This is a genomic window from Paenarthrobacter sp. 2TAF44 (assembly GCF_052114885.1).
In the GTDB taxonomy this organism is placed as follows: domain Bacteria; phylum Actinomycetota; class Actinomycetes; order Actinomycetales; family Micrococcaceae; genus Arthrobacter.
Genome location: NZ_JBFRFP010000023.1, coordinates 17563 through 40433 on the forward strand (window position 1 = coordinate 17563; position 22871 = coordinate 40433).

Sequence of the window (22871 nt, forward strand, 5' to 3'; positions counted from 1 at the left end):
GGCTAGAAGGATGTGAAAACCCGTCCGTACTGAATGCACAAAAGCTGAATGCACAAAAGCCCCTGGCCGCACAGATGAAAAAGTCGTCATGGTATCCCCCAATCCCTAGAACAAGGCGTTAAACCCGCCCCAACCCCAGCCAATGGTTTGGGCGCCGTTCCAGCCGCCGTCGCCGTCGCCGTAGTAGGCCAGCAGCTGGCCGGATCCGTCCACTGCATAGACGTCTACATTGCCGTTACCGTCGATGTCACCGGCGGCGCCAATGGCCGCCATGCCGTTCCAACCTTGCCCGATCACGGCCATGCCTGCCCAACCGCCAGCTCCGTTGCCCTTGTACAGGCGCAGGGCACCTGAGGTGTCGCGAGCCAGGATGTCCACGTTGTGGTCGCCGTCAAAGTCGCCGGGCGTGACGATCTTGTTGACCACGTTCCAGCCGCTGCCAACAAGAGATCGGCTGAGCCAGCCGCCGTCGCCGTTTCCGGGGTAGAGGTAGAGCAGGCCGCCGGAGTCGCGGGCGAGGATGTCGTTGTTGCCGTCCCCATTGAAGTCGCCAGGGGAGACTATCGAGTTAAAGCCATTCCATCCCGAGCCTATTTGGCGGCCTGCGGAGAACCGGCCATCTCCGGTTCCTGCGTAGAGGAAGAGGTTCCCGGCCGAGTCCTTGGCGAGAATGTCGTTGTTGCCGTCCCCAGTGAAGTCGCCGGGGGAGAGGACGGTCCCGAAACCATTCCAGCCCGGACCCACGGTTCGGGCGGATTCCCAGGCGCCGCCAACGCGGGGATACAGCATGAGGGTGCCGTCTGCGCGGCGGGCAAGCAATTCGAAGGTGCCACGCCCGGTAAAGCCGTTGGCCCGGTTGGAGGCGGAGATCTCTACAGTCTCGGCGCTGCCAACTTCCATGGGGTCACAAGGATAGTTCGAGGCGACGTAAGCGGCGATGGTCTTGCCGCGGTCCTCTTCGGTGAGCCTGTAGTTCCACCACTCCGTGTGGTCGTCAGCGTGCTCGCCGTCACGGGTCCAGTAGATGTGGTAGTCGGGGCCGGCGGCCGCGCCGCAGCCCCGGTAGGAAGCAGGATCGATCTCCACGCTGAGCGTGGAGCCAACAAACGGCGCACCGTGAACCACGGGATCTGTGGGGTCCATGGTTGCCATGGCAGGTGCCGGGGCGAAAGCGACGGCGGCAATAAGCGCGGCCGCAATCCCGGCTACCGCTCGGCGCACGCCTGATGCACGGCATGATAGAGCGTTCATTGTGTCCTCCCCAGACTTATGCGGCTAATCTTACCGCGGCTGGGACTCAGCTAGAAGATTGCTGTGAAGCCGCCCCAGCCGTTACCCACCACTTGGGATGTACGCCATCCGGTCCGGCCATCGCTGTAATAGATCACCAGTCGGCCCTGCTGGTCCACGCCGTAAACGTCCGGGAAGCCATCCTTGTCGAAATCACCGGCGGCGCCAGCGGCTTTGAGGACGTTCCAGCCGACGCCAACCAGCCACGACCGCGTCCAGCCACCCGCCCCATTGCCGCCGTAGAAATACAGGTAGCCACTGCGGTCGCGCGCCAACACGTCCACCTTGCCGTCGCCGTTAAAATCGCCAGGCGTCAGCAGGGTGTCCATCACCTGCCAGCCCTGCCCGACGGCGGTCCTCGCCAGCCAGCCTCCGGAACCATTGCCCGGGTACAAATAGAGGGCGCCGCCGGGTTCCCTGGCCAGGATGTCGTTGTTGCCGTCCCCATTGAAGTCGCCGGGACTGACGATTGAGTCGAAAATGTTCCAGCCCTTGCCGATGGTCTGGGCCGGCTTCCAACCCCCGGTTCCGTCACCGGCATAGAGATAAAGAGTGCCTGCTGAATCCCGTGCGATCACGTCGCCCTTGCCGTCACCGTTGAAGTCTCCGGGGGAAAGGACAAGGTTGAAGACGTTCCACCCCCAGCCCACGGTGCGGGCGGCATCCCACGCGGCGCCCGTCCTCCCGTACAGCATCAACGAGCCGTCGCTTCCACGCGTCAGGAGTTCGAAGCTGCGGCCCGTGAATCCGTTGGCCCGGTTGGGTGCAGCGACGGGTCCGGTCTCGTCGCTGTGGAGGGTTTCGCCTCCGCAGGCGGTTTTGCTGGCGGTCAGGTGCACGGCCATCCGCGCGCCCGTGTCATCCTGCTGCAGGAGGTAGCTGCGCCCGGTTTCGCCCGCCACAAGGAAGCCGTCCCTTGTCCAGTAAACGGTGAAGTCCGGGCCCTTTCCGCCGCCGCAGCCATAGAAGGTGTACGGGCCGATTTCCGTTGTTAGCGTCTTTCCAACAAACGCATCGCCGATGACTACGGGGTCCGGTCCGTTGCTGGATGCGCCCGACGCCGGCAGGGGGCTCAGTGCCACCGCCGCCACAGCGGCGGTCAGCAGCGCTGCTGCCATCCGACGTCGAAAATTCCCCATAGTGGTCTTCCTCCCGTATGCGCAGCCAAATCTTCCTGCAGTGTATGTGTGGCACCCGCCCTTTCCCGGGAGCGGCATGGGATGGGTTCAAAGCGGGGCGCTCTCAGGAAACGGTCATTTTGCTCACGTATCATTGATGCGATCGGCCTGCCGCGGGTCCTGTGACCCAAGCCGGCCGTTTCCTTGCCAGCCTGCCAAGAGATCGCCGGAAATGCCCGAACCGTTTTCCCTGGAACCGTACTCCCTTGATCTGACGACGGGGTTGCCCCGTATGGCTGCCGCACCGACCACGCCGCGGCAGCAGCTGCGCTATGCCCGCATCCTGAAGACAGCGGCGGGCTTTGCCCAACGTCAGTTCGACACCTTGAGTTTGTCGGACGTTGCCGCCAAAGCGGACGTCCCGCTGGGCACGCTTTACCGCTACTTCCCCTCCACCGCGCATCTTATGTTGGCCGTCTACCGGCAGCAGTTGCGCGAGCTTCGCGACGGCGTGCGCCAGAGGAAGGGCAAGGGCCATGCTTTATCAGGTCTGATGATGGAGATCTTCCACCTGAGGGTCATGCAGCCCGGCGTGGAGCACTGCCTCATCCGGCCTGCCGGGAAAGATAGCGATACCGCCCAGCTGCTGCGGGAGATTGACCTCCTGTCCGAAGAAGTTGTGGGTTCCTTGAGCAAAGAGCCCGGAAATGACGCCCCGAAGGCCAGGATTCTGTTGCATCTGGTCAGTGGTCTGGTCCAGGCCGTCCGGTGTCGTCGCTTGTCGCTCTTTGAAGCCGAAAAGGACCTCAAGAAGGCGTGCAGCCTGCTGACCGGAGAATGACGATATAGGTCTTCCGGTCTAGACCACCGGCTCTCAAGAATGCGTTTTTTCGCGTGAGCTGGATCACTTTTGAATCTGCCCAAACGTTTTACTCTCGAATCGTCTCTCTTGGTATTGAATCTTGTACCCTCCATGCTTCCCTACGCTGGAAGTACCGAAGCGGCTAGCAGCCCATACCTGCAGATGCACCTTCCGGGCCAGCCACCCTTGGTCCGAACCAGCAGTTCTGTTCCTGCCCGAATCATGCCGTGGGTCCACGGCTAGCCTGAGGAGACAAAGACGTGTCCATTGAGACAATCGCTACTGACAATGACGCCTTGGTACTGAGCGAAGAAGAGATCTTCGCAGCACACGAGGGCGGCAAGCTGACGATTTCCAGCACCGTTCCCCTGAACAACAAGCGTGACCTTTCCATCGCGTACACCCCGGGCGTCGCCCAGGTCAGCCGCGCAATCCACGCCAACCCCGAGCTCGCCCGCACCCACACCTGGGCTGAGCGCCTGGTTGTTGTTGTCAGCGACGGCACCGCCGTCCTGGGCCTGGGCAACATCGGCCCCAGCGCTTCCCTCCCGGTCATGGAAGGAAAGTCTGCCCTCTTCAAGTCCTTCGGCGACCTTGACTCCATCCCGCTGGTTCTCAACACCACCAACGTGGACGAGATCATCGAGACCTTGGTCCGCCTCCGCCCGAGCTTCGGTGCAGTGAACCTTGAGGACATCTCCGCTCCGCGTTGCTTCGAACTCGAAGAGCGCCTCATCGAAGCACTCGACTGCCCCGTCATGCACGACGACCAGCACGGCACCGCCGTCGTGGTTCTCGCTGCCCTGACCAACGCTGCCAAGGTGACCAAGCGCGAACTCGCCGGCCTGAAGGTTGTTGTCTCCGGCGCAGGTGCCGCCGGCATTGCGATTGCCGAGATTCTTCTTGCCGTTGGCATCAAGGACGTCATCCTGCTCGACTCCAAGGGCGTAGTCAACGCTGAGCGTGCCGATCTTGTGGCCGATCCTGACAGCGTCAAGGCCCGTATGGCCCAGCGCACCAACCCCCGCGGCATCACAGGTGGTCCGGGCGAGGGCCTGACCGGCGCCGACGTGTTCGTAGGCGTTTCCTCCTCCAAGCTGGATGAAGAACACCTGAAGCTCATGAACGACCAGTCGATCGTGTTCGCCCTGTCCAACCCGGACCCGGAAGTTCTCCCCGAGGTTGCCCAGAAGTACGCGGCCGTAGTTGCAACGGGCCGCAGCGACTTCCCGAACCAGATCAACAACGTGCTGGCCTTCCCGGGCATCTTCCGTGGCGCACTGGACGCCAAGGCCCGCCGCATCACGCCCGCCATGAAGATTGCCGCTGCACGCGCCATCGCTGAGCTGGCCGAGGAAGACCTCTCCGCCGACTACATCGTGCCGAGCCCGCTGGACGCCCGCGTGGCACCGGCTGTCACCGCGGCCGTTGCCGCAGCAGTGACCGAATAGCGCTTACCGACCAAACACCGACGACGGCGACGCCTCCCTTGCTGGGGAGCGTCGCCGTCGTGGCTTTTTAACAAGCAACGCGGGGTCACTTGTGGCCCATGTTGGCCTCCCAAAGGGGCAAGAAGTGACCCCGCGTTGCTGGCCCATAGACTTGGGGCCATGAATGCCGAACTCGTCGTGACTATCCTGTGCGGCCTAGCCATTGCGGTTGGGGTTGCCGGGACCATCATCCCTGTCCTTCCGGGAAGCATCCTCATTGGTGCGAGCCTCCTCGCGTGGGCAATTTGGGGCGGCGCCGGAACGCTCGGCTGGGTGATCTTCGCCATCGGCATGCTGTTCGTAGTGGCCGGGATGGCCGCCAGTGCAGTGCTCACAGGGCGAAAGCTGAAACAGCATGGGATTCCCAACAGGTCCGTTGTGATTGGGATAGTTCTCGGCGTGGTGGGAATGTTCGTGATTCCGGTGGTCGGATTGCTGGTGGGATTCGCCGTCGGGCTCCTGCTGAGCGAGGTCCAGCGGACGCGTGACTTCCGCACGGCTGTCCGTACGAGCGGCGCCGCGCTCAAGGCGACCGGCATCGGGATCCTCGTGGAGTTCGGTCTTGCATGTGCCGCTGCGAGTACGTGGATCATCGGAGTTTGGATCATTGCTGTAAGCGCTTAAGGACCTTCGCCGAGATGGCAGCAGACCCCCATGTGCAGCCAGAACATGGGGGCGTGCTGCCATCTCGGCGAGGAGTTACTGAAGGGTGGGTATCCGCACCTGGGCCGGGCGGAATGAAGCACCGGCTCCCGGGAACAAGGGGACGTCGATCCGGGCGTGGGTGTGGATTTCCTGAACCGTATCCTTCGTGTGCTGTGCGATCTCGGCAAGAGTGGTGACCCACATACCGTCGAGGCCCTTGACCCGTTCGACCAGCTGCTCCAATGCGACAGCCCTGGATGGCCGGCCGGAGATGAACGGGTGGTTGGTCAGGACGAAGCAGCTGCCCTGGGCATGGTGCGCCTGGGCCTCAAGAGTCCACATTTCCAAAGCCTTGGCCGGGCTTTCGATGACCCCGCTGCCCGTGATGCCGGGGTAGAAGGCGTACTGCTCCCAATCATCCAAGGCCCAGTCAACAGGAATCTCGACGATGTCCCGGGGATCGTCCTCGGCCACTGACATGCGGTAGGGAGCATCGCCGTCGAGCAGGCTTGAGTCGTAAAGGAAGCCTCGGTCCGCGAGCAGCGCGGGCGACTGCCAGTTCAACTCCCACCAAGGAGCCCGGTAGCCCACGGGCCGAACACCGGCGACGCTGGCAAGTGCTTCCAAACCCCGGTCCAGGTAACTGGCCTCGGTTGCGGCATCGATGCCCTGCATTGGCTCGTGAAGGTAGCCGTGGTGGGCGATTTCGTGCCCACCGTCAGCGATCCTGCGCACCACATCCGGGTAGCTCTCCGCAGTGAAGCCAGGGATGAAGAACGTTCCCTTGATGTCCTGGCGATCCAGGATCTGGAGGAGCCGCGGGACGGCGATTTTTGGACCATACGACTGGTGGCTCATGAGGGACATGCGCCGGGTGCTGGAGGGGTCGTGGGCGATGGTGCAGGACTCGGCGTCGACGTCGAAGGTGAAGGACGCTGCGGCTTTGAAGCCCTCTGGCCAGGTGATCGGGTGGAGGGAGTCCGCGAAGGCGGGCTGGCTCATACTGTGGTCCTTTCGGAGGCTACGGGAACTGCGGGAGCTTCGGGAGCGCCCGGAGCGTCCGGAGCAGCTTGGGTGACGGAGACGTGGTTCGAACCGGCAAGGACAAACTTTCGGTGTGCCCGCGGCCCGAGGATTGCGTAGGCTGCCGCGCTGGTAAGTCCGCCGGCCAACCATGAGAGATCCCAGCCGCCAAGTGCCACCGCGATGGGGCCTTGCATCACTGGTATCAGCCCGTACATGAACAGCCAGGTGCAGAAGATGCCAACCAGCAGGGAGACGATTCCGGCCCAGTTGATCACAGGGAGACGCTTGGTCTCGACGCCGTCGAAGAGCCGTTCAACCTTTCCGGGCCAACGCTTCTCCAGCCAGAAGTAGTGCACCAACATGACGCCGCCCCATGCAGCTACCCACGCAACCAGGCCGATCAGCCAGGCGTCGAGCACCGAGGCGAAGTCCTCCTGGAAGATGAAGAACACGACGGCGAGGAGCGAGAAGACGCCGACGAACAGGTTGAGCTTGCGACGATTGATATTGATGTCCAGGGCCTGTGTGGCCACTGAGAAGGTGTAGATGTTCAAGATGTTGGTGGCGATGGGGCCGTGCAACACCATGAGGAGGACAGGAAGGGCAAGGACTCCGAAGTTCTGAACGATTAGTTTGCCGGGGTCGATCTCGCCGCTGTTGGTCGCAAGGCTCGCGCCGAGGACGCCGAGCCAAACCACGGGAATGAATTGGCCAAGGACCGAAGCCAGGTAGACCTTGCGCTTGGGAACCGAGGTGCTGACGAAGCGCGAGTAGTCCGCGGCGTACGTGAACCAGGTGATACCCCAGCCGATGCCAATGGCGGTCATTACGGCGCTCATTGCAGCGATCCGCTCGGATCCCTCAAGGATGTGGCCAGCTGGACCTGCGTAACCCCAATCGATCTTCATGCCGATCCATGCGACGGCGGACATGACGGCCAGGATGATGATGGTGGGCGGAACAGTCCACTTTTCGAAAGCGGCGATCGCCTTGTAGCCGAACCAGGCAATGGCAACCTGGGCGGCCATGATGACGGTGGCGACGCCGATCTTCCAGACGTAGTTCTTTGCGGTGGGATCCACCCAGCCCAGCGTTCCGAAGAGAGCCATGACAAGGTCCAGGATGATCCACGTATTGACCGCGCACCATCCGATGACCAGGAGTGCCTGGATTGCGGCGGGGAGGTAGTTGCCGCGCCGGCCGAAGGCGGCCCGAGCCAGGACCATGCCTGTGGCGCCGGTCTTTTGGCCAAGGAGGACGAAGCAGCCAAACAGCAGCATGCCGATCAGGTTGCCCAGGACGAGCACAAAGACGGTGTCGGCAAAGCCGAGGCCGAGGTGGATTCCGAGTGCGCCCAGCACCCAGTTGATAGGAGCGAGGTTTGCGCCGGCCCATATCCAGAATTGACCTGAGACCTTGCGCGTACGGTCTGACTCGGGGATGGGCTGCAGCCAGGCTTCGCTGTCATGGGCCGGCGCCGTTGCCGGACCTGACTGCGCTGAGCCTGGCCGCGCTGAAGCAGGCTGCTGTGAGGCAGGCTGCGATGACGCAGGGGAGAGGTTGTCTTGCATGAGGGAGATCCTCCGTGTGTGAAAGGGACTCCATCAGCGTATGTGCCACAGATCACAGCAACAAGATACGATGTGTCTAAAGAAACTGTATTCAACCTTACGGAGTGTCATGTCTATCCTTCTAGGCCAAGCCTTGGAGCGTGAAAGCCTCAAAGCCGCCGAGCCCCGTCTCCTTAACTCGGTGGCGGACGCCCTGACCCGCCCCGTCCGTTGGGTGCACTCCAGCGAGGTTTTGGACATCGCTCCGCTCCTCAGCGGTGGCGAACTGCTCCTCAGCGGCGGCCAGGCGCTTGCCCTTGAGAGCTCCGAACGGCAAGCCCAATACGTCCGGGAGCTAGCGGCCCGCGGAATAGCTGCACTGGCACTGGAAACCGGATCGACACTGCCCGAAGTTCCCGGTCCCATGCTGGAAGCTGCCGAAGCCGCGGGCCTGCCCGTTATTGAATTGCGTCACGTTGTTCCTTTCGTTGCCGTCATGCAGGAGATCAACTCGCTCCTGGTCAGCGAGTCCGTCGAACAGCTTCAACGCGGCGATCAAACCAGCCACGCGATGGCCGCCGAACTCGCCCATGGCGGCGGACTTGACCAACTTCTGGCTGTCTTGGCAGAACGGACAGGTGCCAGCGCGCGGTTGGTATCGCCGTCGGGCCTCACCCTAGGTTCCGCGGCGAGCTCGGCAGTAGGCTCGGCAGCGGGTCCAGCGGCCGGCTCGGATTCGCTGGCGGAGGACAGTGGGCTCATCACGGTTGATGTGCCGGTGCGTGGCGTCCTCGCCGCCCGCTTGGAGCTGCACGTGCCCGACGACGGCGATAGTGGCCTCGCGCGCGTGGCGGGAGAGCGGTCCGTGGACATCCTTGGCTTGGCCCTGTTGCAGCGGATGCCGCCAGGATTGAAGGAGTTGGCGGGCATTGAACTGATGCGTGCCATCAATTCCGGCAGCCAATCGTGGCAGCTCCAGCAGCTCGGACCGGCGTCGGGCTTTCCCGCCAATGGCCCGGTTGCTGCGCTGGTGATCCGCTCCACCGGTGCAGGGCATCTTCGCTCGGCCCTTGATGCACTGCTGCGTATGCACGTGCCGCACAGTGCCAGCTATGCGGATAATGCGGAGCTGATCGCGCTCGCTTCCCTTGGGGATGGCGCAGCAACCCGGGCAGCTCTGATGGATGGGCTCCGGGCATTGGAGACGCCAGCCGGATCTGCGATAGCGCTTGGCCCGGCAGGCAAAGGGATCGATGAGGCTCCGTGGTCGCTGGCGGAGGCACGCCGGACGCTGGACCTGGATCTGGTGGGAGGAGGCGTGGTGGATGCTGAGGCCTTCGCCGTGGAACGCCTCGCCGAGGAACATCTGGACCCGGTCACCCGCGAAGGGTTCGTGCAGCGGCAGTTGGGTGCCGTCGTCGAGCATGACCGGCTGCGGCGATCCCAGCTTCTGCGGACGCTGACCGTCTGGCTGGACACAGGCTGCAACACAGCCCAGGCCGCACGCGAACTGCACTTGGAACGGCAGTCCATGCATCAACGGCTGCAGCGAATCTTCGAGCTGTGTGGTGGAGATCCCCGGGGAACGGGAAGGCTGGCTGCCCTGCACCTGGCGGCGCGGCTGGCGCGGCTGGCTCGTAAAACCCCTTAAACGCCAATTCGATGGTTCCCTGCACACACCGCCGTTCGCAACAGCGTCTGTGCAGGGAACCATCGAAATGGGGCGCGCAAGGCCTTACTTCAGCACAATCGTCCTGTTCCCATTCAGGATGATCCGCCCCTCGCAGTGCCAACGAACGGCGTTGCTGAGGGCCTTGCACTCCGTGTCCCGACCGGCGGCTACGAGATCGTCCGGTCCGAACGTGTGATCCACCTCAACCACCTGCTGGGAGATGATCGGGCCCTCGTCCAGCTCGCCGTTGACGTAGTGGGCGGTGGCACCCACGGTCTTCACTCCGCGGGCGTAGGCCTGGTGATACGGCTTGGCACCCTTGAAGCTGGGCAGGAATGAGTGGTGGATGTTGATGGCGCGCCCGTCGAGCTTGCGGGCGAGATCGTCGCTGAGCACCTGCATGTACCGGGCCAGCACAATGAGTTCCACGTCCAGTTCGTCGATGATGTCCAGCAAACGTGCTTCCGCCGCAGGCTTGGTGGCAGCCGTAACGGGGACGTGGAAGAAGGGAATCCCGTGCCACTCAGCCAAGCCCTGGTGATCGGTGTGGTTGGACACGACGCCCACCACATCGATCGGAAGCTCACCGATCCGCGCACGGAACAGCAGGTCGTTCAGGCAGTGCCCAAACTTCGACACCATGATCAACACGCGACGCTTGGACCCTTGGCGTTCCAGCTGCCAGTTCATCGCGTACTTCTCGCCCACAGGGGAAAACGCAGCACGCAAAGCATCCACAGTGGTCTCGTCACCGGAGGACGCGAAGTGAACCCGCATGAAGAAGTGGCCCTCGGCGCGGTCACCGTACTGCTTGTTGTCGATGATGTCGCAGCCATGCTCCAGCAGGAAGCCGGACACAGCGTGCACGATTCCGGGACCTTCAGGGCAGTCCAAGGTAAGGACGTGCTCCACGGTGGTCCCGGTGGAGGAATCGGTAGAAGATTCGGTTTGGATGGCAGTCATGGCTAGCACTCCACTACGTTGACGGCGAGTCCTCCGCGGGAGGTCTCCTTGTATTTGGATTTCATGTCGGCGCCTGTTTCGCGCATGGTCTTGATGGCCTTGTCCAGGGACACTTTGTGGCTGCCATCTCCGTGCAGGGCAAGGCGGGCAGCGTTGATCGCCTTGACGCTGGCGATGGCATTGCGTTCGATGCACGGGATCTGCACCAGTCCGCCCACGGGATCGCAGGTGAGGCCCAGGTTGTGCTCGATGCCCACCTCGGCGGCGTTCTCCACCTGCTCCGGCGTTCCGCCCAGGACTTCGCAAAGGCCTGCAGCGGCCATGGAGCAAGCGGAACCCACCTCGCCCTGGCAGCCCACTTCGGCACCTGAAATGGAGGCGTTGATCTTGAAGAGAATCCCGACGGCGGCCGCCGCGAGCAGGAACCGCACGACGCCGTCGTCGTTGGCTCCTGGAACAAACTTTGTGTAATAGTGCAGCACTGCAGGGACAATTCCCGCGGCACCATTGGTCGGTGCAGTGACGATCCTGCCGCCAGCCGCGTTCTCCTCGTTGACCGCCAACGCGAACAGGTTCACCCATTCCATGGCGAGCAAGGGGTCCGCTGACGATTCGCCCTTCAACTCGGCGTCGGTCTCGGAAAGCTTCTTAAACAACGACGGCGCCCGTCGCCTGACTTTCAAACCTCCAGGGAGGATTCCCTCGGCCGAGCAGCCGTTGTCCACGCATTCACGCATGACAGCCCAGATGCCCAGAAGGCGCTCGCGGAGCTCCTCCTCAGACCGCCAGACGAGTTCGTTGGCCAACATGACATCGGAAATCGACATGCCCTCGCGCGAACAAATGGCAAGCAACTCGTCAGCGGTTGTGAACGGGTAGGGCAGCACGGTGTCATCGGCTACTACTTTGTCCGTGCCCGTGGCATCCCCATCCACCACAAAACCGCCACCGATCGAGTAGTAGCTGCGCTCACGCAGTACAGCCCCGGTGTGGTCAAGCGCCCGGAAGGTCATGCCGTTGGGGTGTGCCGGAAGGGACTTGCGGCGGTGGAGGATCACGTCCTCGTCCCAATTGAAGTCCACCCGGTGGTCGCCGCCCAAGCGCAGTTCGGCGTCGAGGGCTGCTGATGCCACTTGGTCGTCAGCGGTTTTGGTGTCGACGGTTTCGGGTGAGTGGCCCTGCAGCCCCAGCACCACGGCTTTGTCGGAGCCGTGGCCCCGGCCGGTGGCGCCCAGGGAGCCGAAGAGCTCAGCCTGGACGCGCACCGTAGCCGGAAGCTGGCCGGACGATTCAAGACCGTCCGTGAACTGCTTTGCCGCCCGCATCGGGCCGACCGTGTGTGAAGACGACGGCCCGATGCCAACAGAAAACAGATCAAGCACACTCAGTGCCATTAGGGGACCTCGGGGGAGGCGTACTCCCGCATGGCATCGAGGAGCCAGCGTCCCAGGAAGTCGGCAAACGAGGCCCGGGGAAAGATCCGGTAGTTCTCGTCCGAGGTCTTCCACAGCATTACGGGGATGTGTGCGAGCTCCGTTGACACGGCTGTGCCGGCCTTGAAGACGCGGGGGTGAAGGTCCAACGAGCACGTCTTTTCGAGCACAGCGCGGGCGTGGCTGCCGGAGAGCTCGAACGTGGTGCGGTTGGCGGACAGGTCCACTACCTGGCCTTCATGGCTGCCCAGTGCCGTGGTCAGGTCGCTGACCAAGGAGCCGCCCAGCGAGTCGTGGGACTCCTCCGGAGCGACCACCAGGAACTCGGTGGGGCCAAGCCAGAGTACGTTGACGGAGTCCGATCCCGTCACTTCACCACAAGTGGCAGGCAAACCGCCGGTGATGGACGCAACGCGGGTTCCGGCGTCGGACGTTCGCTCAACCCGGATACCCACCATGGCCTGGTACGGGATTTCCTTGAGCGTCACCGTGCCCGGCACTGAGCCGGAGGTGAAGGCGTCAGCCAGGTGCTCGGCCGGGCTGCGGCGGGCACCCCGTACGCGGTCGACGTGTGCGGTTTCTGCTGGTGTTGCTGTTTCAGCCATCTTTGCGGGTCCCTTCAGCATCGAAAAGTACGGTTTCGCCGACAACCACGTCCACCAATTGGTCTCCCACCGAGGCCACGAGGGTCTCGCCGATGCGGTTGCGGCCGTTTTGGATCAGGGCCAGGCCGAAGGAACGGCCCAATGCGGCACTGTGGTAGCTCGAAGTCACGAAGCCTTCCATGGGGACGGGTCCGTACGCCGGGTTGACGGGGATGCCCTTCTCCACAAGCTGCGTGCCTTCCGGCAGCCTCAGCGAGTGATCCACGGGAAGGACGCTCACCAGGTGCTTGCGGTCCTCGCGGCTTGCGTCCTTGCGGAGGTAGGAGCGCTTGCCGATGAAGTCCTTGGCCTTGGAAACAATCCAGTCCATGCCGGCGTCCTGCGGGGTGACCGTGCCATCGGTGTCCTGCCCGACGATCGGGTAACCCTTCTCAGCCCGGAGCACGTGCATGGTCTCCGTGCCGTAGGGGGTGATGTTGAACTCGGCACCCGCAGCAGCAACGGCTTCCCAGGCGTTGAGCCCGTACCACGACGGGATGTTGATTTCGTAGGCCAGTTCACCGGAGAAGGAGATACGGCAAACACGAGCCTGCACTCCAGAAGCCAGGGTGGTCTCGCGGAACGTCATGAACGGGAAGGCTTCTGCGTCCAGGCCACCGTTTTCGGCGAGCTGGGGAGCAACCTTGGCGATCACTGCACGGGACTTGGGACCGACGACGGCAATGGTGCTCCACTGCTCGGTGACGGATGTGAAGACCACGTCGAGTTCCGGCCACTCCGTCTGGTGCCACTCTTCCAACCAGTCCAGCACCTTGGCTGCGCCACCGGTGGTGGTGGTCATGAAGAAGCGGTCGTCGTCCAGGCGGAGGGTCACGCCGTCGTCGAAGATCATGCCGTCCGGGGTGCACATGACGCCGTAGCGGGCGGATCCCGGTGCGAGCTTCTTGAACGCGTTGGTGTACACGCGGTTCAGGAATTCGCCGGCGTCCTTGCCCCGGATCTCGATCTTGCCGAGCGTGGTTGCGTCCATGAAGCCCACGGAATCGCGGACCGCTGCGCACTCACGCAGGACTGCCGTGTCCATGTCCTCGCCGGACTGCGGGTAGTACCAAGGGCGCTTCCACTGTCCAACGTCTTCGAACAGAGCACCCTGGGCAACGTGCCACGGGTGGATGGAGGTCACTCGGGCGGGATCGAACAGCTCACCGCGCTGGCGACCAGCCAAAGCGGCGAATGCGACCGGGGTGAACGGTGCGCGGTAGGCGGTGGTGCCGATCTCGCCGACGCCCGGAACGCTTTCCGCGCCGCCGAACTTCAACGCAGCGGCGATGACACCGATCGCGTTGACGCCGGAGGTCTTGCCTTGATCGTTGGCGGTGCTGATGGAGGTGTACCGCTTCACGTGTTCCACCGAGCGCATGCCGGCGCCGGTGGAGCGGAGGACGTCAGCGACGGACTGGTCGCGCTGGAAGTCAACGAAGTGGTGGTGCCACTCGCCCGGCTCACCGGTCTGACCGGGAACAAGCCACAGCTGACGGGTCGGGGCACTCGCCACGGGTGCCTGCAGGTCCACCGGGGTGGTTGCGGACTCAAAGCCAGCAGCGATGGATGCTGCCGCTCCGGCGGAGACGCCCTCTGCCAGGCAGTCCTGGAGTTCGTAGCTGCCGCGGCCTGCGCCAACAACCTGCTGGTCCCGAACCACCGTGGAAGGAACAAAAGCGGCGAGTTCATCGTCCCAGCGCAGCTTGCCCTGGCGCTGGCTGTGGAGGTGCACCACAGGGCTCCAGCCGCCGGAAACGGCAAGCAGATCGGCGGCGATGTGCTCGACGCCCGAGGTGAGTTCGCCGTCGTCGTTAATGCTGCGGACGGTGACGCCATTCAGGCGGCCCGCGTCATCGGCGCTCGTGTCAGCAACCGCGCTGCCAATGAGGACCCGGACACCGGACTCGACGGCGGCGGCGGCCTTCGCGCTGATCTGCGGACGGGCATCGACGACGGCGGCAATCGCCACGCCTGCTGCCTTCAGGTCCGCGGCGAGCAAGTAAGCGGAGTCGTTGGTGGTGCTGATGACGACGCGTGAACCGGCGGCGACCGCGTAGCGGTTGAGATACGTGCGGACTGCCGAGGCGAGCATGATGCCCGGGCGGTCGTTGTTCTCAAAGACCAGCGGACGCTCGTGGGCACCCGGTGCCAGCACAACCTGCTGTGCGCGGATGTGCCAGATACGCTGGCGCGAAACGCCCGAAGCGGCCGGAACGGTCAAATGATCCGTACGGTTCTGGGCTGCGATGAAGTAGTTGGAATCGTAGGAACCGAAGGCGGTGGTGCGGTTCAGCACGGTGCATTCTTCGGCGGAGACCAACTCGGCTTCCACATCCGCAACCCATTCCAGAGCCGGCTTGCCCTCGATGGTTTCCTGCAGGCCTTCGGCCGTTGAACCGGAGAGGAGCGAACCGCCCAGTTCGGGCTGGTCGTCGATCAGGATGACGCGGGCGCCGGTGCGGACTGCTTCGCGGGCGGCTGCAAGGCCTGCAACACCGCCGCCGACCACCAGGACGTCCGTGTGAACGTACTTCTTGTCGTACTCAGCCTTGTCCTCTGCCGGGTCAAGCTTGCCCAAACCGGAGAGCAGCTCAACGTTCATGCCGTCCACGAGTGAGACTGCGGTGGCAGGAAGCATCGATTCCGCGACGTGGCCGGGGAAGCGGGGAGCGATCTTGACCAGGGCGTTGGACTCTTCCACGCCGGCGGCCATGATGCCGCGGGGGCGGTCCTCGTAAAGGGAGTTGCCTGCGTTGATGTGGCCATTGGCCAGCAGAGCCGAGGCGATGGTGTCGCCGGGGTGACCGGTGAATTCCTGGCCGTCCACGGTGAAGCGCCAAGCGATGCTGCGGTCAATGCGTCCGCCGGTGGCGAGGCGTGCGTTCTTGCTGGTCACTTCTAGACTCCTTCCGAGGAGGTGGGGGCTGTGGCGCCTGTTGTTGCGGCGCCGGGAGCGAGGCCCGCTTGCGTATCGGGCTTGGCTCCGCCATCCGGGCGGGGCTGGCCATCGGGGCGGGGCTGGCCCATCGCGTAGATGGACTGGATGTCGTAGGTCACGGTGTCCCGCAGCATGTTGAACCACTGGCGGCAACCCGTGCTGTGGACCCAGCGTTCAGCGAAAGAACCCTTGGTGTTCTCGCGGTAGAAGAGGTATTCAGCCCACTCGCGGTCGGTGAGGTCGTTCGGGTTCTCCGGGTAGGCAACGTGTGCCTGGCCGCCGTAGTGGAATTCGGTTTCGTCGCGTGGCCCGCAGTTGGGGCATGAAATGAGTAGCATGTCTTTCCCGTCCTTCCTAGTGGGCCACGGCTGCGGCGCCGTGTTCGTCGATCAGGGCGCCGGTCTCGAAGCGTTCCAGGGCGAAAGGCTTGTTGAGCTTGTGCGGGGTACCGGTTGCGATGGTGTGCGCGAAGGTCAGACCAGCCGCAGGAGTGCCCTTGAAGCCACCCGTTCCCCAACCGCAGTTGACGAACATGTTCTCTACGGGGGTGAGGCCAACAATCGGCGAGGCGTCCAGCGTGGTGTCTACGATGCCGCCCCAAGTCCGGAGCACGTGTGCCCGGGCGAAGATCGGGAAGAGCTCCACGGCGGCTGCCATCTGCTCTTCGATCACGTGGAACGATCCGCGCTGGCCGTAGCCGTTGTAGGAGTCCACGCCAGCGCCCATCACCAGTTCACCCTTGTGTGCCTGGGACACATAAACGTGGACGTGGTTGGACATGACCACCGTGGGGTGGACCGGCTCGTGCAGTTCAGACACGAGCGCCTGGAGCGGGTGGGACTGGATCGGGAGGCGGAAGCCGGCCATCTCTGCGAGGACCGAGCTGTGGCCCGCGGCGCAAAGGCCCACCTTTTCGGTGTTGATGTTGCCACGGCTTGTCTTGACACCGGTAACCCGGTTTCCGTCCTTGATGAAGCCGGTAACTTCGCAGTTCTGGATGATATCCACGCCGAGTTCATCGCACTTGCGAGCGAAGGCCCAGGCCACGTGGTCGTGCTTGGCGATGCCGGCACGTGGCTGGTAGGTGGCGCCCATGACCGGGTAACGGATGTTGTCGCTGGTGTTCAGGATGGGGCAAAGTTCCTTGACCTGGTCAGGGTCCAGCCACTCGGCGTCCACGCCATTGAGGCGGTTGGCGCCCACGCGGCGCATGCTTTCCCGGACGTCGCCTAGGGTGTGGGCGAGGTTCATCACGCCGCGCTGGCTGAACAGGAAGTCGTACTCCAGCTCTTCCGGCAGGATTTCCCACAGTTTGAGGGCGTGCTCGTAAATCGCAGCACTCTCGTCCCAGAGGTAGTTGGACCGGATGATGGTGGTGTTGCGGGCCATGTTGCCACCGGCCAGCCAGCCCTTTTCGAGGATGGCGATGTTGGTCATGCCGTGGTTCTTGGCCAGGAAGTAGGCCGTTGCCAGGCCGTGCCCGCCGCCGCCAACAATAACGGCGTCGTAGCTCTTCTTTGGGTCCGGGTTGCGCCAGAGGAAGTCGGGGTGTTCGGGGAGGTGGTCCGCGCTCACTGGGCTGCTCCAATCATTTCTTCGAGTTCAGTTGCGGCGTCGTTGCCGTTACTGAGGTGTGGGTAAAGCGGGAATTTGTCGGCCAGGGCGGTTACGCGGCGGCGGAGTTCGACGGCGGTGGCTTCGTCCAAAGTGACGTCACCTTCGGTGCCGCTTTCGGTGCTGCCTGCTTGGGTGCCGCTGTTGGCTGCGGCGATCAACGCCGTCGCAATGATGTCCGAGACTTCCATGAAGTCCTCAGCGCCGAAGCCGCGGGCGGCGAGGGCGGGGGTGCCGATGCGCAGGCCCGAGGAAACCATCGGCGGGCGGGGGTCGAACGGGACGGCGTTGCGGTTGACCGTGATGCCAATGCGGTGCAGCGTGTCCTCGGCCTGCTGGCCGTTAAGGACGGAGTGGCGGAGATCGGCGAGCACAAGGTGAACGTCGGTCCCACCGCTGACCACGGAAATGCCGGCTGCGGCTACGTCGTCCTGGAGGAGGCGATCGGCCAGGATCTTGGAACCCTCGAGTACGCGGACCTGGCGTTCCTGGAACTCCGGCTCGGCAGCCATCTTGAAGGCCACGGCCTTGGCAGCAATGACGTGCTCCAGTGGACCGCCCTGCTGGCCAGGGAATACGGCGGAGTTAACCTTCTTGGCGATGTCGGCGTCGTTCGTCAGGATGACGCCACCGCGGGGACCGCCCAGGGTCTTGTGCGTGGTGCTGGTGACAATGTGGGCGTGCGGGACCGGGCTCGGGTGCAGTCCAGCTGCGACCAGGCCAGCGAAGTGAGCCATGTCCACCATCAAGTAGGCGCCCACCAGGTCCGCGATGCGGCGGAACTCCGCGAAGTCCAACTGGCGGGAGTAAGCGGACCAGCCGGCGACGATGAGCTGCGGCTTGCTCTCGAGGGCGAGGCGCTCAACTTCAGCCATGTCTACGGTGTGGGTGTCCTCGCGGACGCCGTACGGCACAACCTTGTACAGCTTGCCGGAGAAGTTGATGCGCATACCGTGGGTCAGGTGGCCGCCGTGGGCCAGGTTCAGGCCCATGATGGTGTCGCCAGGGGTGATCAGTGCGTGCATGGCCGAGGCGTTTGCCTGGGCACCGGAGTGCGGCTGGACGTTGGCGAATTCTGCGCCAAACAGGGACTTCAGGCGGTCGATGGCCAGCTGCTCGATCACATCAACGTGTTCGCAGCCGCCGTAGTAGCGCTTGCCTGGGTAGCCTTCGGCGTACTTGTTGGTAAGGACCGAGCCCTGTGCTTCCATGACGGCCGTGGGGGCGAAGTTCTCAGAGGCGATCATTTCCAGCGTGGACTGCTGGCGGATGAGTTCCAGGGCGATCGCCTGATCGACCTCCGGGTCCGCCTGTGCGAGCGGGCGGATCAGCGGTGCAACCATGGTGTTCTCCTTCAAAAGCTTGTCTAGTGGCCGACTGTTAGGCAACTGATATATTAGAACTATTGCCATAGTATGTTGAAGATCACATGGTCGTCAACAGGACTGCGGTAACTCATCCAGCAGACTGAAGTACGAGCAACGGGAGAGAGCAATGAGCGCCGCATTGGAAGCACTGGAATCAACTCCGCAGGGTTCGTCCCTGGCGGAGAACGCCTATCTGCTCCTGCGCGACAGGCTCATCATGCTGGACATCAAACCCGGCGACCCCATCAACGATGGCCAGATAGCTGCGGAACTCGGGATTGGGCGCACGCCCGTCCGCGAGGCCATCAAGCGCCTCGAAAGCGACCACCTGGTTGTCTCCTATCCACGCCGTGGGACATTCGCCACCGGCGTGGACATCACTCAGCTGGCCGAGGTCTCCGAGATCCGCGAACTGCTGGAGCCACTCGCCTCCAGGAAGGCTGCCCGCATGGCCAGCCCCGCCATGCGTTCAGAGCTCCGCGCCGTCGCTGGTGCAATTCGTGATCTTGAAGGCCAGGACAATTCCTCCCAGGAACTCATGCGCTACGACATCCAGGTTCACCGCCTGATCTACAAGGCCTCGGCGAACGCACACCTGGAAGACGTCCTGATCCGGTACGACAACCTCGCCACCCGCATCTGGTGCTACATGCTGGAACGGATGCCCTCCGTCTCAGGCCACATCTCCGAGCACGCGGAACTGCTGACCGCCATAGCCGACGGTGACGAAGACCGCGCCGCCGAGCTCGCCCTGCACCACGTGGTCAGCTTCGAAGAGACAATCCGCAAGGTCCTCTAGGCCCCGCCCTTCCGGACAACCCTGCCCCCTCCCGATGTTCGCTCACGTCCTGCGGTCTTTTGGCGGTCCTTCTCTCATGTCCAACGGCCTTTGGGCGATCCTTCTCTCATGTCCAATGGCCTTCTGGCGGTCCTTCTCTCATGTCTTGCGGCGGCGGCTGAATAGCCGTCACGTGCTAAAGCCCGACGTCGGCACCCCTGGCTGCCCCGACGTCGGGCCTTCTTCGTGGAAGTGACAGAACGTTCCCGAAATCGGCTGCAGGATGTGAGAGAACATCTGGGGAGCGGCTGTGTGTCAGAGGTGATCAGTGGGGTCCTCCAGGTCTCCGCTCCTTCGTCGCTTAGACGCGCGCTGCCCGATACCCCCGCGCCCTGCCCGATACCCCCCGATGCTCTCTCACGTCCTGCCGTCTTGTGGCGTTCCTTCTCTCACGTCCTGCGCCGGCGGTTGAATAGCTGTCACGCGCTAAAGCCCGACGTCGGTGCTCACCTGGGGTGCCCGGCGTCGGGCTTTCTTCGTGGAAGTGAGAGAACGTTCCGAAATCGGCTGCACGATGTGAGAGAACATCGGGGGTTTGGGGCGACTGATGCAACATGGTCTTCCTCACTGCAACAATGATGGGATCCGGCTCTCCGTCGCTGGATACGTCTGGAGCGGCCCGGTGAGCCTTCGATGACTTTTGGAAACACTCTTGACCGTGACGCGGCCCACACGTAGTCTGGTGCAACAGCGTTGCTTCTACTGCAACCCCAAAATATTCTTGGTGGAACACATGAGTAATGAACTTTCCTCTGTGGCAGCCGCTCCGGGAGATCGGTCCAATGGCGGACATGGCACTTCTCCCCAGCCCGGCCCCAATCACACAGTCAGCAATCACACAGTCAGCAAGGACACCCGCCGACGCGTCGTCACTGCGAGCTTCATCGGCAACTTCGTTGAGTGGTTCGACTACGCCGTCTACGGATACCTGGCCGGCATAATCTCGACCGTTTTCTTCCCGGAATCCGATCGCCAAACAGCCTTGCTCGCGACATTCGGCGTCTTTGCGGTCAGCTTCTTCGTAAGACCGCTTGGCGGATTCATCTGGGGCCACATCGGAGACAGGCTGGGCCGGAAACAGGCGTTGTCGCTCTCGATCGTCCTGATGTCGGTGGCCACGTTCTGCATCGCCCTGATCCCCGGGTACGCCACTATCGGCGTGATGGCCCCCATCCTGCTGCTGCTCGTCAGGGTGGTCCAGGGCTTCTCCGCTGCCGGTGAGTACGCCGGCGCGTCCGCCTTCCTGGTGGAGTACGCGCCGTCGAATCGCCGCGGACTCTACGCCGCCGTCGTGCCTGCCAGTACCGCAGCGGGTCTTCTGCTGGGTTCCTTGCTGGCCGCTCTGCTGAGTTCAGTCCTCACGGCAGAACAGCTGAACGACTGGGGTTGGCGCCTGCCGTTCCTGTTGGCTGCGCCAATGGGCTTGATCGGCAGGTACATCCGCACCAAGCTCGAGGACACGCCCGCGTTCCGTGAGCTGTCCGAGAAGGAGCCCACAGTCAAGGCTCCCGCCCTGGCGATGTTCAAGACGTACCGTAAGCAACTCATCATCGCCACGGGCGCAGTGCTGCTGAACGCCGTCGGCTTCTACGTGATCCTCAGCTACATGCCCACATACCTGTCAGTGGAACTGGGCTTCGGAGCGGCGGAATCGTTCCTGGCTACCACGATCGCCCTGGCCAGTTACATCGGCTTCATCTTCCTGACCGGCATCGCGTCGGACAAGTTCGGCCGTAAACGGATGCTCATCACCGCGTCTGTCCTGTTCGTGGTGCTGACCGTCCCTGCGTTCATGCTCCTGGATACCCGCAACTTCCTGGTGATCGTGCTGGTCCAGATCCTGCTGGGCGGAATGCTCACCCTCAACGACGGCACACTACCCAGCTTCCTGGCCGAACTCTTCCCGACGAAGGTCCGCTACACCGGCTTCGCTGTCAGTTTCAACCTCTCCAACGCGTTGTTCGGCGGCACTGCGCCGTTCATGGCAACGCTCCCCATCGGCATGACCCACAATCAGCTGGCCCCCGGCTGGTACCTCGTGGCTGCCGCCCTTGTTTCCCTCATCGCAGTCCTGTTCGCCGCCGAGACTTCCAAGAAGCCACTGCAGCAGGTCTGAAACCAACAACCCCATTGAAAGGAACCACCATGACCATCACCGAGAACGAGGCCATCAACGATGTGGCCAAGCTCGATCGACTCAAGGTCCTCAACAACGGCGAGAAGGTCTCCCTGACTTTCTCCGATGCAGAGTTTGAGCGTCGCCTGACCGGCCTTCGCAGCATCATGGCCGAGAAGGACCTCGACGCCGTCATCCTCACCAGCTACCACTCCATCAAGTACTACTCCGATTTCCTCTTCACCTATTTCGGCCGCTCCTACGGCATGGTGGTCACCAAGGATGACACGGTCACCATTACGGCAAATATCGACGCCGGTATGCCTTGGCGCCGCAGCTACGGCGACAACCTGGTGTACACGGACTGGCGCCGGGACAACTACATCCACGCTATCCAGGAAGTCCTGCGCACCCGCGGCATCAACCCCCGCCGCATCGGCGTCGAAGACGACTCCCTGCCGCTGGACAACCGCAACAAGATCCAGGCCGCATTCTCGGGAGCCACGCTGGTGGATGTTGCCCAGGCTGCGATGCGCCAGCGCATGATCAAGTCGGACGAGGAAATCGCAGTCATCAAGCACGGCGCCCGCATCGGCGATCTTGGCGGAGAGGCCATCCGCAGCGCGATCACCGCTGGAATCACTGAGTACGAGGTCGCCTTGATCGGCACCGAGGCCATGGTCCACGAAATCGCCCGCACCTTCCCGGACTCCGAAATCCGTGACACGTGGGTCTGGTTCCAGTCCGGAATCAACACCGACGGCGCGCACAACTGGGCAACCACCCGCAAGATTCAGGAACACGACATCTTGTCGCTGAACTGCTTCCCGATGACCAGCGGTTACTACACGGCTCTGGAACGCACCCTGTTCTACGGCGAACCGGACGCGCGCTCCTTGGAACTGTGGAACATCAACGTGGAGGTTCACAAGCGCGGCCTGGAACTCATCAAGCCCGGCGCAGTCTGCAAGGACATCGCCGCCGAACTCAACGAGATCTACGTCGGTCACGGGCTCCTGGCCAACCGCACGTTCGGCTATGGCCATTCGTTCGGCGTCTTGAGCCACTACTACGGCCGCGAAGCAGGCCTTGAACTTCGCGAAGACATCGACACCGTGCTGGAACCGGGCATGGTGGTTTCCATGGAACCGATGATTACAGTCCTGGACGGCCAACCGGGTGCCGGCGGCTACCGCGAGCACGACATCCTCGTGGTGGGCGAAGACGGTGCGGAGAACATCACCAAGTTCCCGTTCGGCCCCGAGTACAACATCATCGGAGCCTAGTGACCCGGCCGGTGGG

Annotated in this window: 18 protein-coding genes; 7 read left to right on the forward strand and 11 right to left on the reverse strand. The window is 63.1% G+C overall.

The annotated features are described in order from the left end of the window. Positions 1-105: 105 nt before the first annotated feature. Positions 106-1251: an FG-GAP repeat domain-containing protein gene (locus AB4Z15_RS19450; RefSeq protein ID WP_442018577.1), complete on the reverse strand. Its 1146-nt coding sequence runs from the start codon at positions 1249-1251 to the stop codon at positions 106-108. 50 nt (positions 1252-1301) lie between these two features. Then, positions 1302-2429 (reverse strand): FG-GAP repeat domain-containing protein, encoded by a 1128-nt coding sequence (locus AB4Z15_RS19455; protein WP_442018578.1) that lies wholly within the window; start codon positions 2427-2429, stop codon positions 1302-1304. A gap of 211 nt (positions 2430-2640) precedes the next feature. On the opposite strand from AB4Z15_RS19455, the gene AB4Z15_RS19460 reads away from it, so the two are divergent. The 3 genes from AB4Z15_RS19460 to AB4Z15_RS19470 all read left to right on the forward strand — a co-directional run bounded on the left by AB4Z15_RS19460 (position 2641) and on the right by AB4Z15_RS19470 (position 5384). Next, a complete protein-coding gene (locus tag AB4Z15_RS19460; RefSeq protein WP_442004505.1) occupies positions 2641-3249 on the forward strand; it encodes a TetR/AcrR family transcriptional regulator in 609 nt (202 codons plus the stop codon). A gap of 281 nt (positions 3250-3530) precedes the next feature. Next, positions 3531-4721 carry an NAD(P)-dependent malic enzyme gene (locus tag AB4Z15_RS19465; RefSeq protein WP_442018579.1) on the forward strand — a complete coding sequence of 397 codons (1191 nt, stop codon included), beginning with the start codon at positions 3531-3533 and terminating at the stop codon, positions 4719-4721. Positions 4722-4880: 159 nt separating this feature from the next. Further along, the gene (locus AB4Z15_RS19470; protein WP_442018580.1) at positions 4881-5384 is read left to right on the forward strand and encodes a DUF456 domain-containing protein; all 504 of its coding nucleotides are present in this window, start codon (positions 4881-4883) and stop codon (positions 5382-5384) included. Between the two features lie 75 nt (positions 5385-5459). Here AB4Z15_RS19470 and AB4Z15_RS19475 read toward each other — a convergent pair whose 3' ends face one another. Then, positions 5460-6407: a polysaccharide deacetylase family protein gene (locus AB4Z15_RS19475; protein ID WP_442018581.1), complete on the reverse strand. Its 948-nt coding sequence runs from the start codon at positions 6405-6407 to the stop codon at positions 5460-5462. Then, complete coding sequence (locus AB4Z15_RS19480) at positions 6404-8002, reverse strand: purine-cytosine permease family protein (RefSeq protein ID WP_442018582.1); 1599 nt, start codon at positions 8000-8002, stop codon at positions 6404-6406. The genes AB4Z15_RS19475 and AB4Z15_RS19480 overlap by 4 nt, the downstream gene beginning before the upstream one ends. A gap of 109 nt (positions 8003-8111) precedes the next feature. Between AB4Z15_RS19480 and AB4Z15_RS19485 the strand changes: the two genes are divergently transcribed. Next, the gene (locus tag AB4Z15_RS19485) at positions 8112-9632 is read left to right on the forward strand and encodes a PucR family transcriptional regulator (RefSeq protein WP_442018583.1); all 1521 of its coding nucleotides are present in this window, start codon (positions 8112-8114) and stop codon (positions 9630-9632) included. 84 nt (positions 9633-9716) lie between these two features. Here AB4Z15_RS19485 and purU read toward each other — a convergent pair whose 3' ends face one another. Genes purU through glyA form a run of 7 tightly spaced genes read right to left on the reverse strand, consistent with a single transcriptional unit; the run spans position 9717 to position 18591 of the window. Continuing rightward, entirely contained in the window at positions 9717-10616 is a 900-nt protein-coding gene (gene purU, locus AB4Z15_RS19490; protein ID WP_442018584.1) for a formyltetrahydrofolate deformylase, read from the reverse strand. A gap of 2 nt (positions 10617-10618) precedes the next feature. Further along, positions 10619-12010 (reverse strand): L-serine ammonia-lyase, encoded by a 1392-nt coding sequence (locus AB4Z15_RS19495; protein ID WP_442018585.1) that lies wholly within the window; start codon positions 12008-12010, stop codon positions 10619-10621. Then, a complete protein-coding gene (locus AB4Z15_RS19500) occupies positions 12010-12654 on the reverse strand; it encodes a sarcosine oxidase subunit gamma (RefSeq protein ID WP_442018586.1) in 645 nt (214 codons plus the stop codon). The genes AB4Z15_RS19495 and AB4Z15_RS19500 overlap by 1 nt, the downstream gene beginning before the upstream one ends. Then, complete coding sequence (locus AB4Z15_RS19505) at positions 12647-15592, reverse strand: 2Fe-2S iron-sulfur cluster-binding protein (RefSeq protein WP_442018587.1); 2946 nt, start codon at positions 15590-15592, stop codon at positions 12647-12649. The genes AB4Z15_RS19500 and AB4Z15_RS19505 overlap by 8 nt, the downstream gene beginning before the upstream one ends. 2 nt (positions 15593-15594) lie before the next feature. Continuing rightward, positions 15595-15972 (reverse strand): sarcosine oxidase subunit delta, encoded by a 378-nt coding sequence (locus AB4Z15_RS19510; RefSeq protein WP_442018588.1) that lies wholly within the window; start codon positions 15970-15972, stop codon positions 15595-15597. 16 nt (positions 15973-15988) lie between these two features. Continuing rightward, complete coding sequence (locus tag AB4Z15_RS19515; RefSeq protein ID WP_442018589.1) at positions 15989-17209, reverse strand: sarcosine oxidase subunit beta family protein; 1221 nt, start codon at positions 17207-17209, stop codon at positions 15989-15991. Further along, positions 17206-18591 (reverse strand): serine hydroxymethyltransferase, encoded by a 1386-nt coding sequence (glyA, locus tag AB4Z15_RS19520; RefSeq protein ID WP_442018590.1) that lies wholly within the window; start codon positions 18589-18591, stop codon positions 17206-17208. Before glyA ends, AB4Z15_RS19515 begins: the two co-directional genes overlap by 4 nt. Before the next feature lie 151 nt (positions 18592-18742). On the opposite strand from glyA, the gene AB4Z15_RS19525 reads away from it, so the two are divergent. The 3 genes from AB4Z15_RS19525 (at position 18743) to AB4Z15_RS19535 (ending at position 22855) form a co-directional block, all read left to right on the forward strand. Next, on the forward strand, positions 18743-19414 hold the full coding sequence (locus AB4Z15_RS19525; protein ID WP_442004517.1) for a GntR family transcriptional regulator: 672 nt from the start codon (positions 18743-18745) through the stop codon (positions 19412-19414). Between the two features lie 772 nt (positions 19415-20186). Next, the gene (locus AB4Z15_RS19530) at positions 20187-21569 is read left to right on the forward strand and encodes an MFS transporter (protein ID WP_442018591.1); all 1383 of its coding nucleotides are present in this window, start codon (positions 20187-20189) and stop codon (positions 21567-21569) included. A 29-nt stretch (positions 21570-21598) separates the two neighbouring features. Further along, on the forward strand, positions 21599-22855 hold the full coding sequence (locus tag AB4Z15_RS19535) for an aminopeptidase P family protein (RefSeq protein WP_442006829.1): 1257 nt from the start codon (positions 21599-21601) through the stop codon (positions 22853-22855). The last annotated feature ends 16 nt before the right edge of the window (positions 22856-22871 follow it).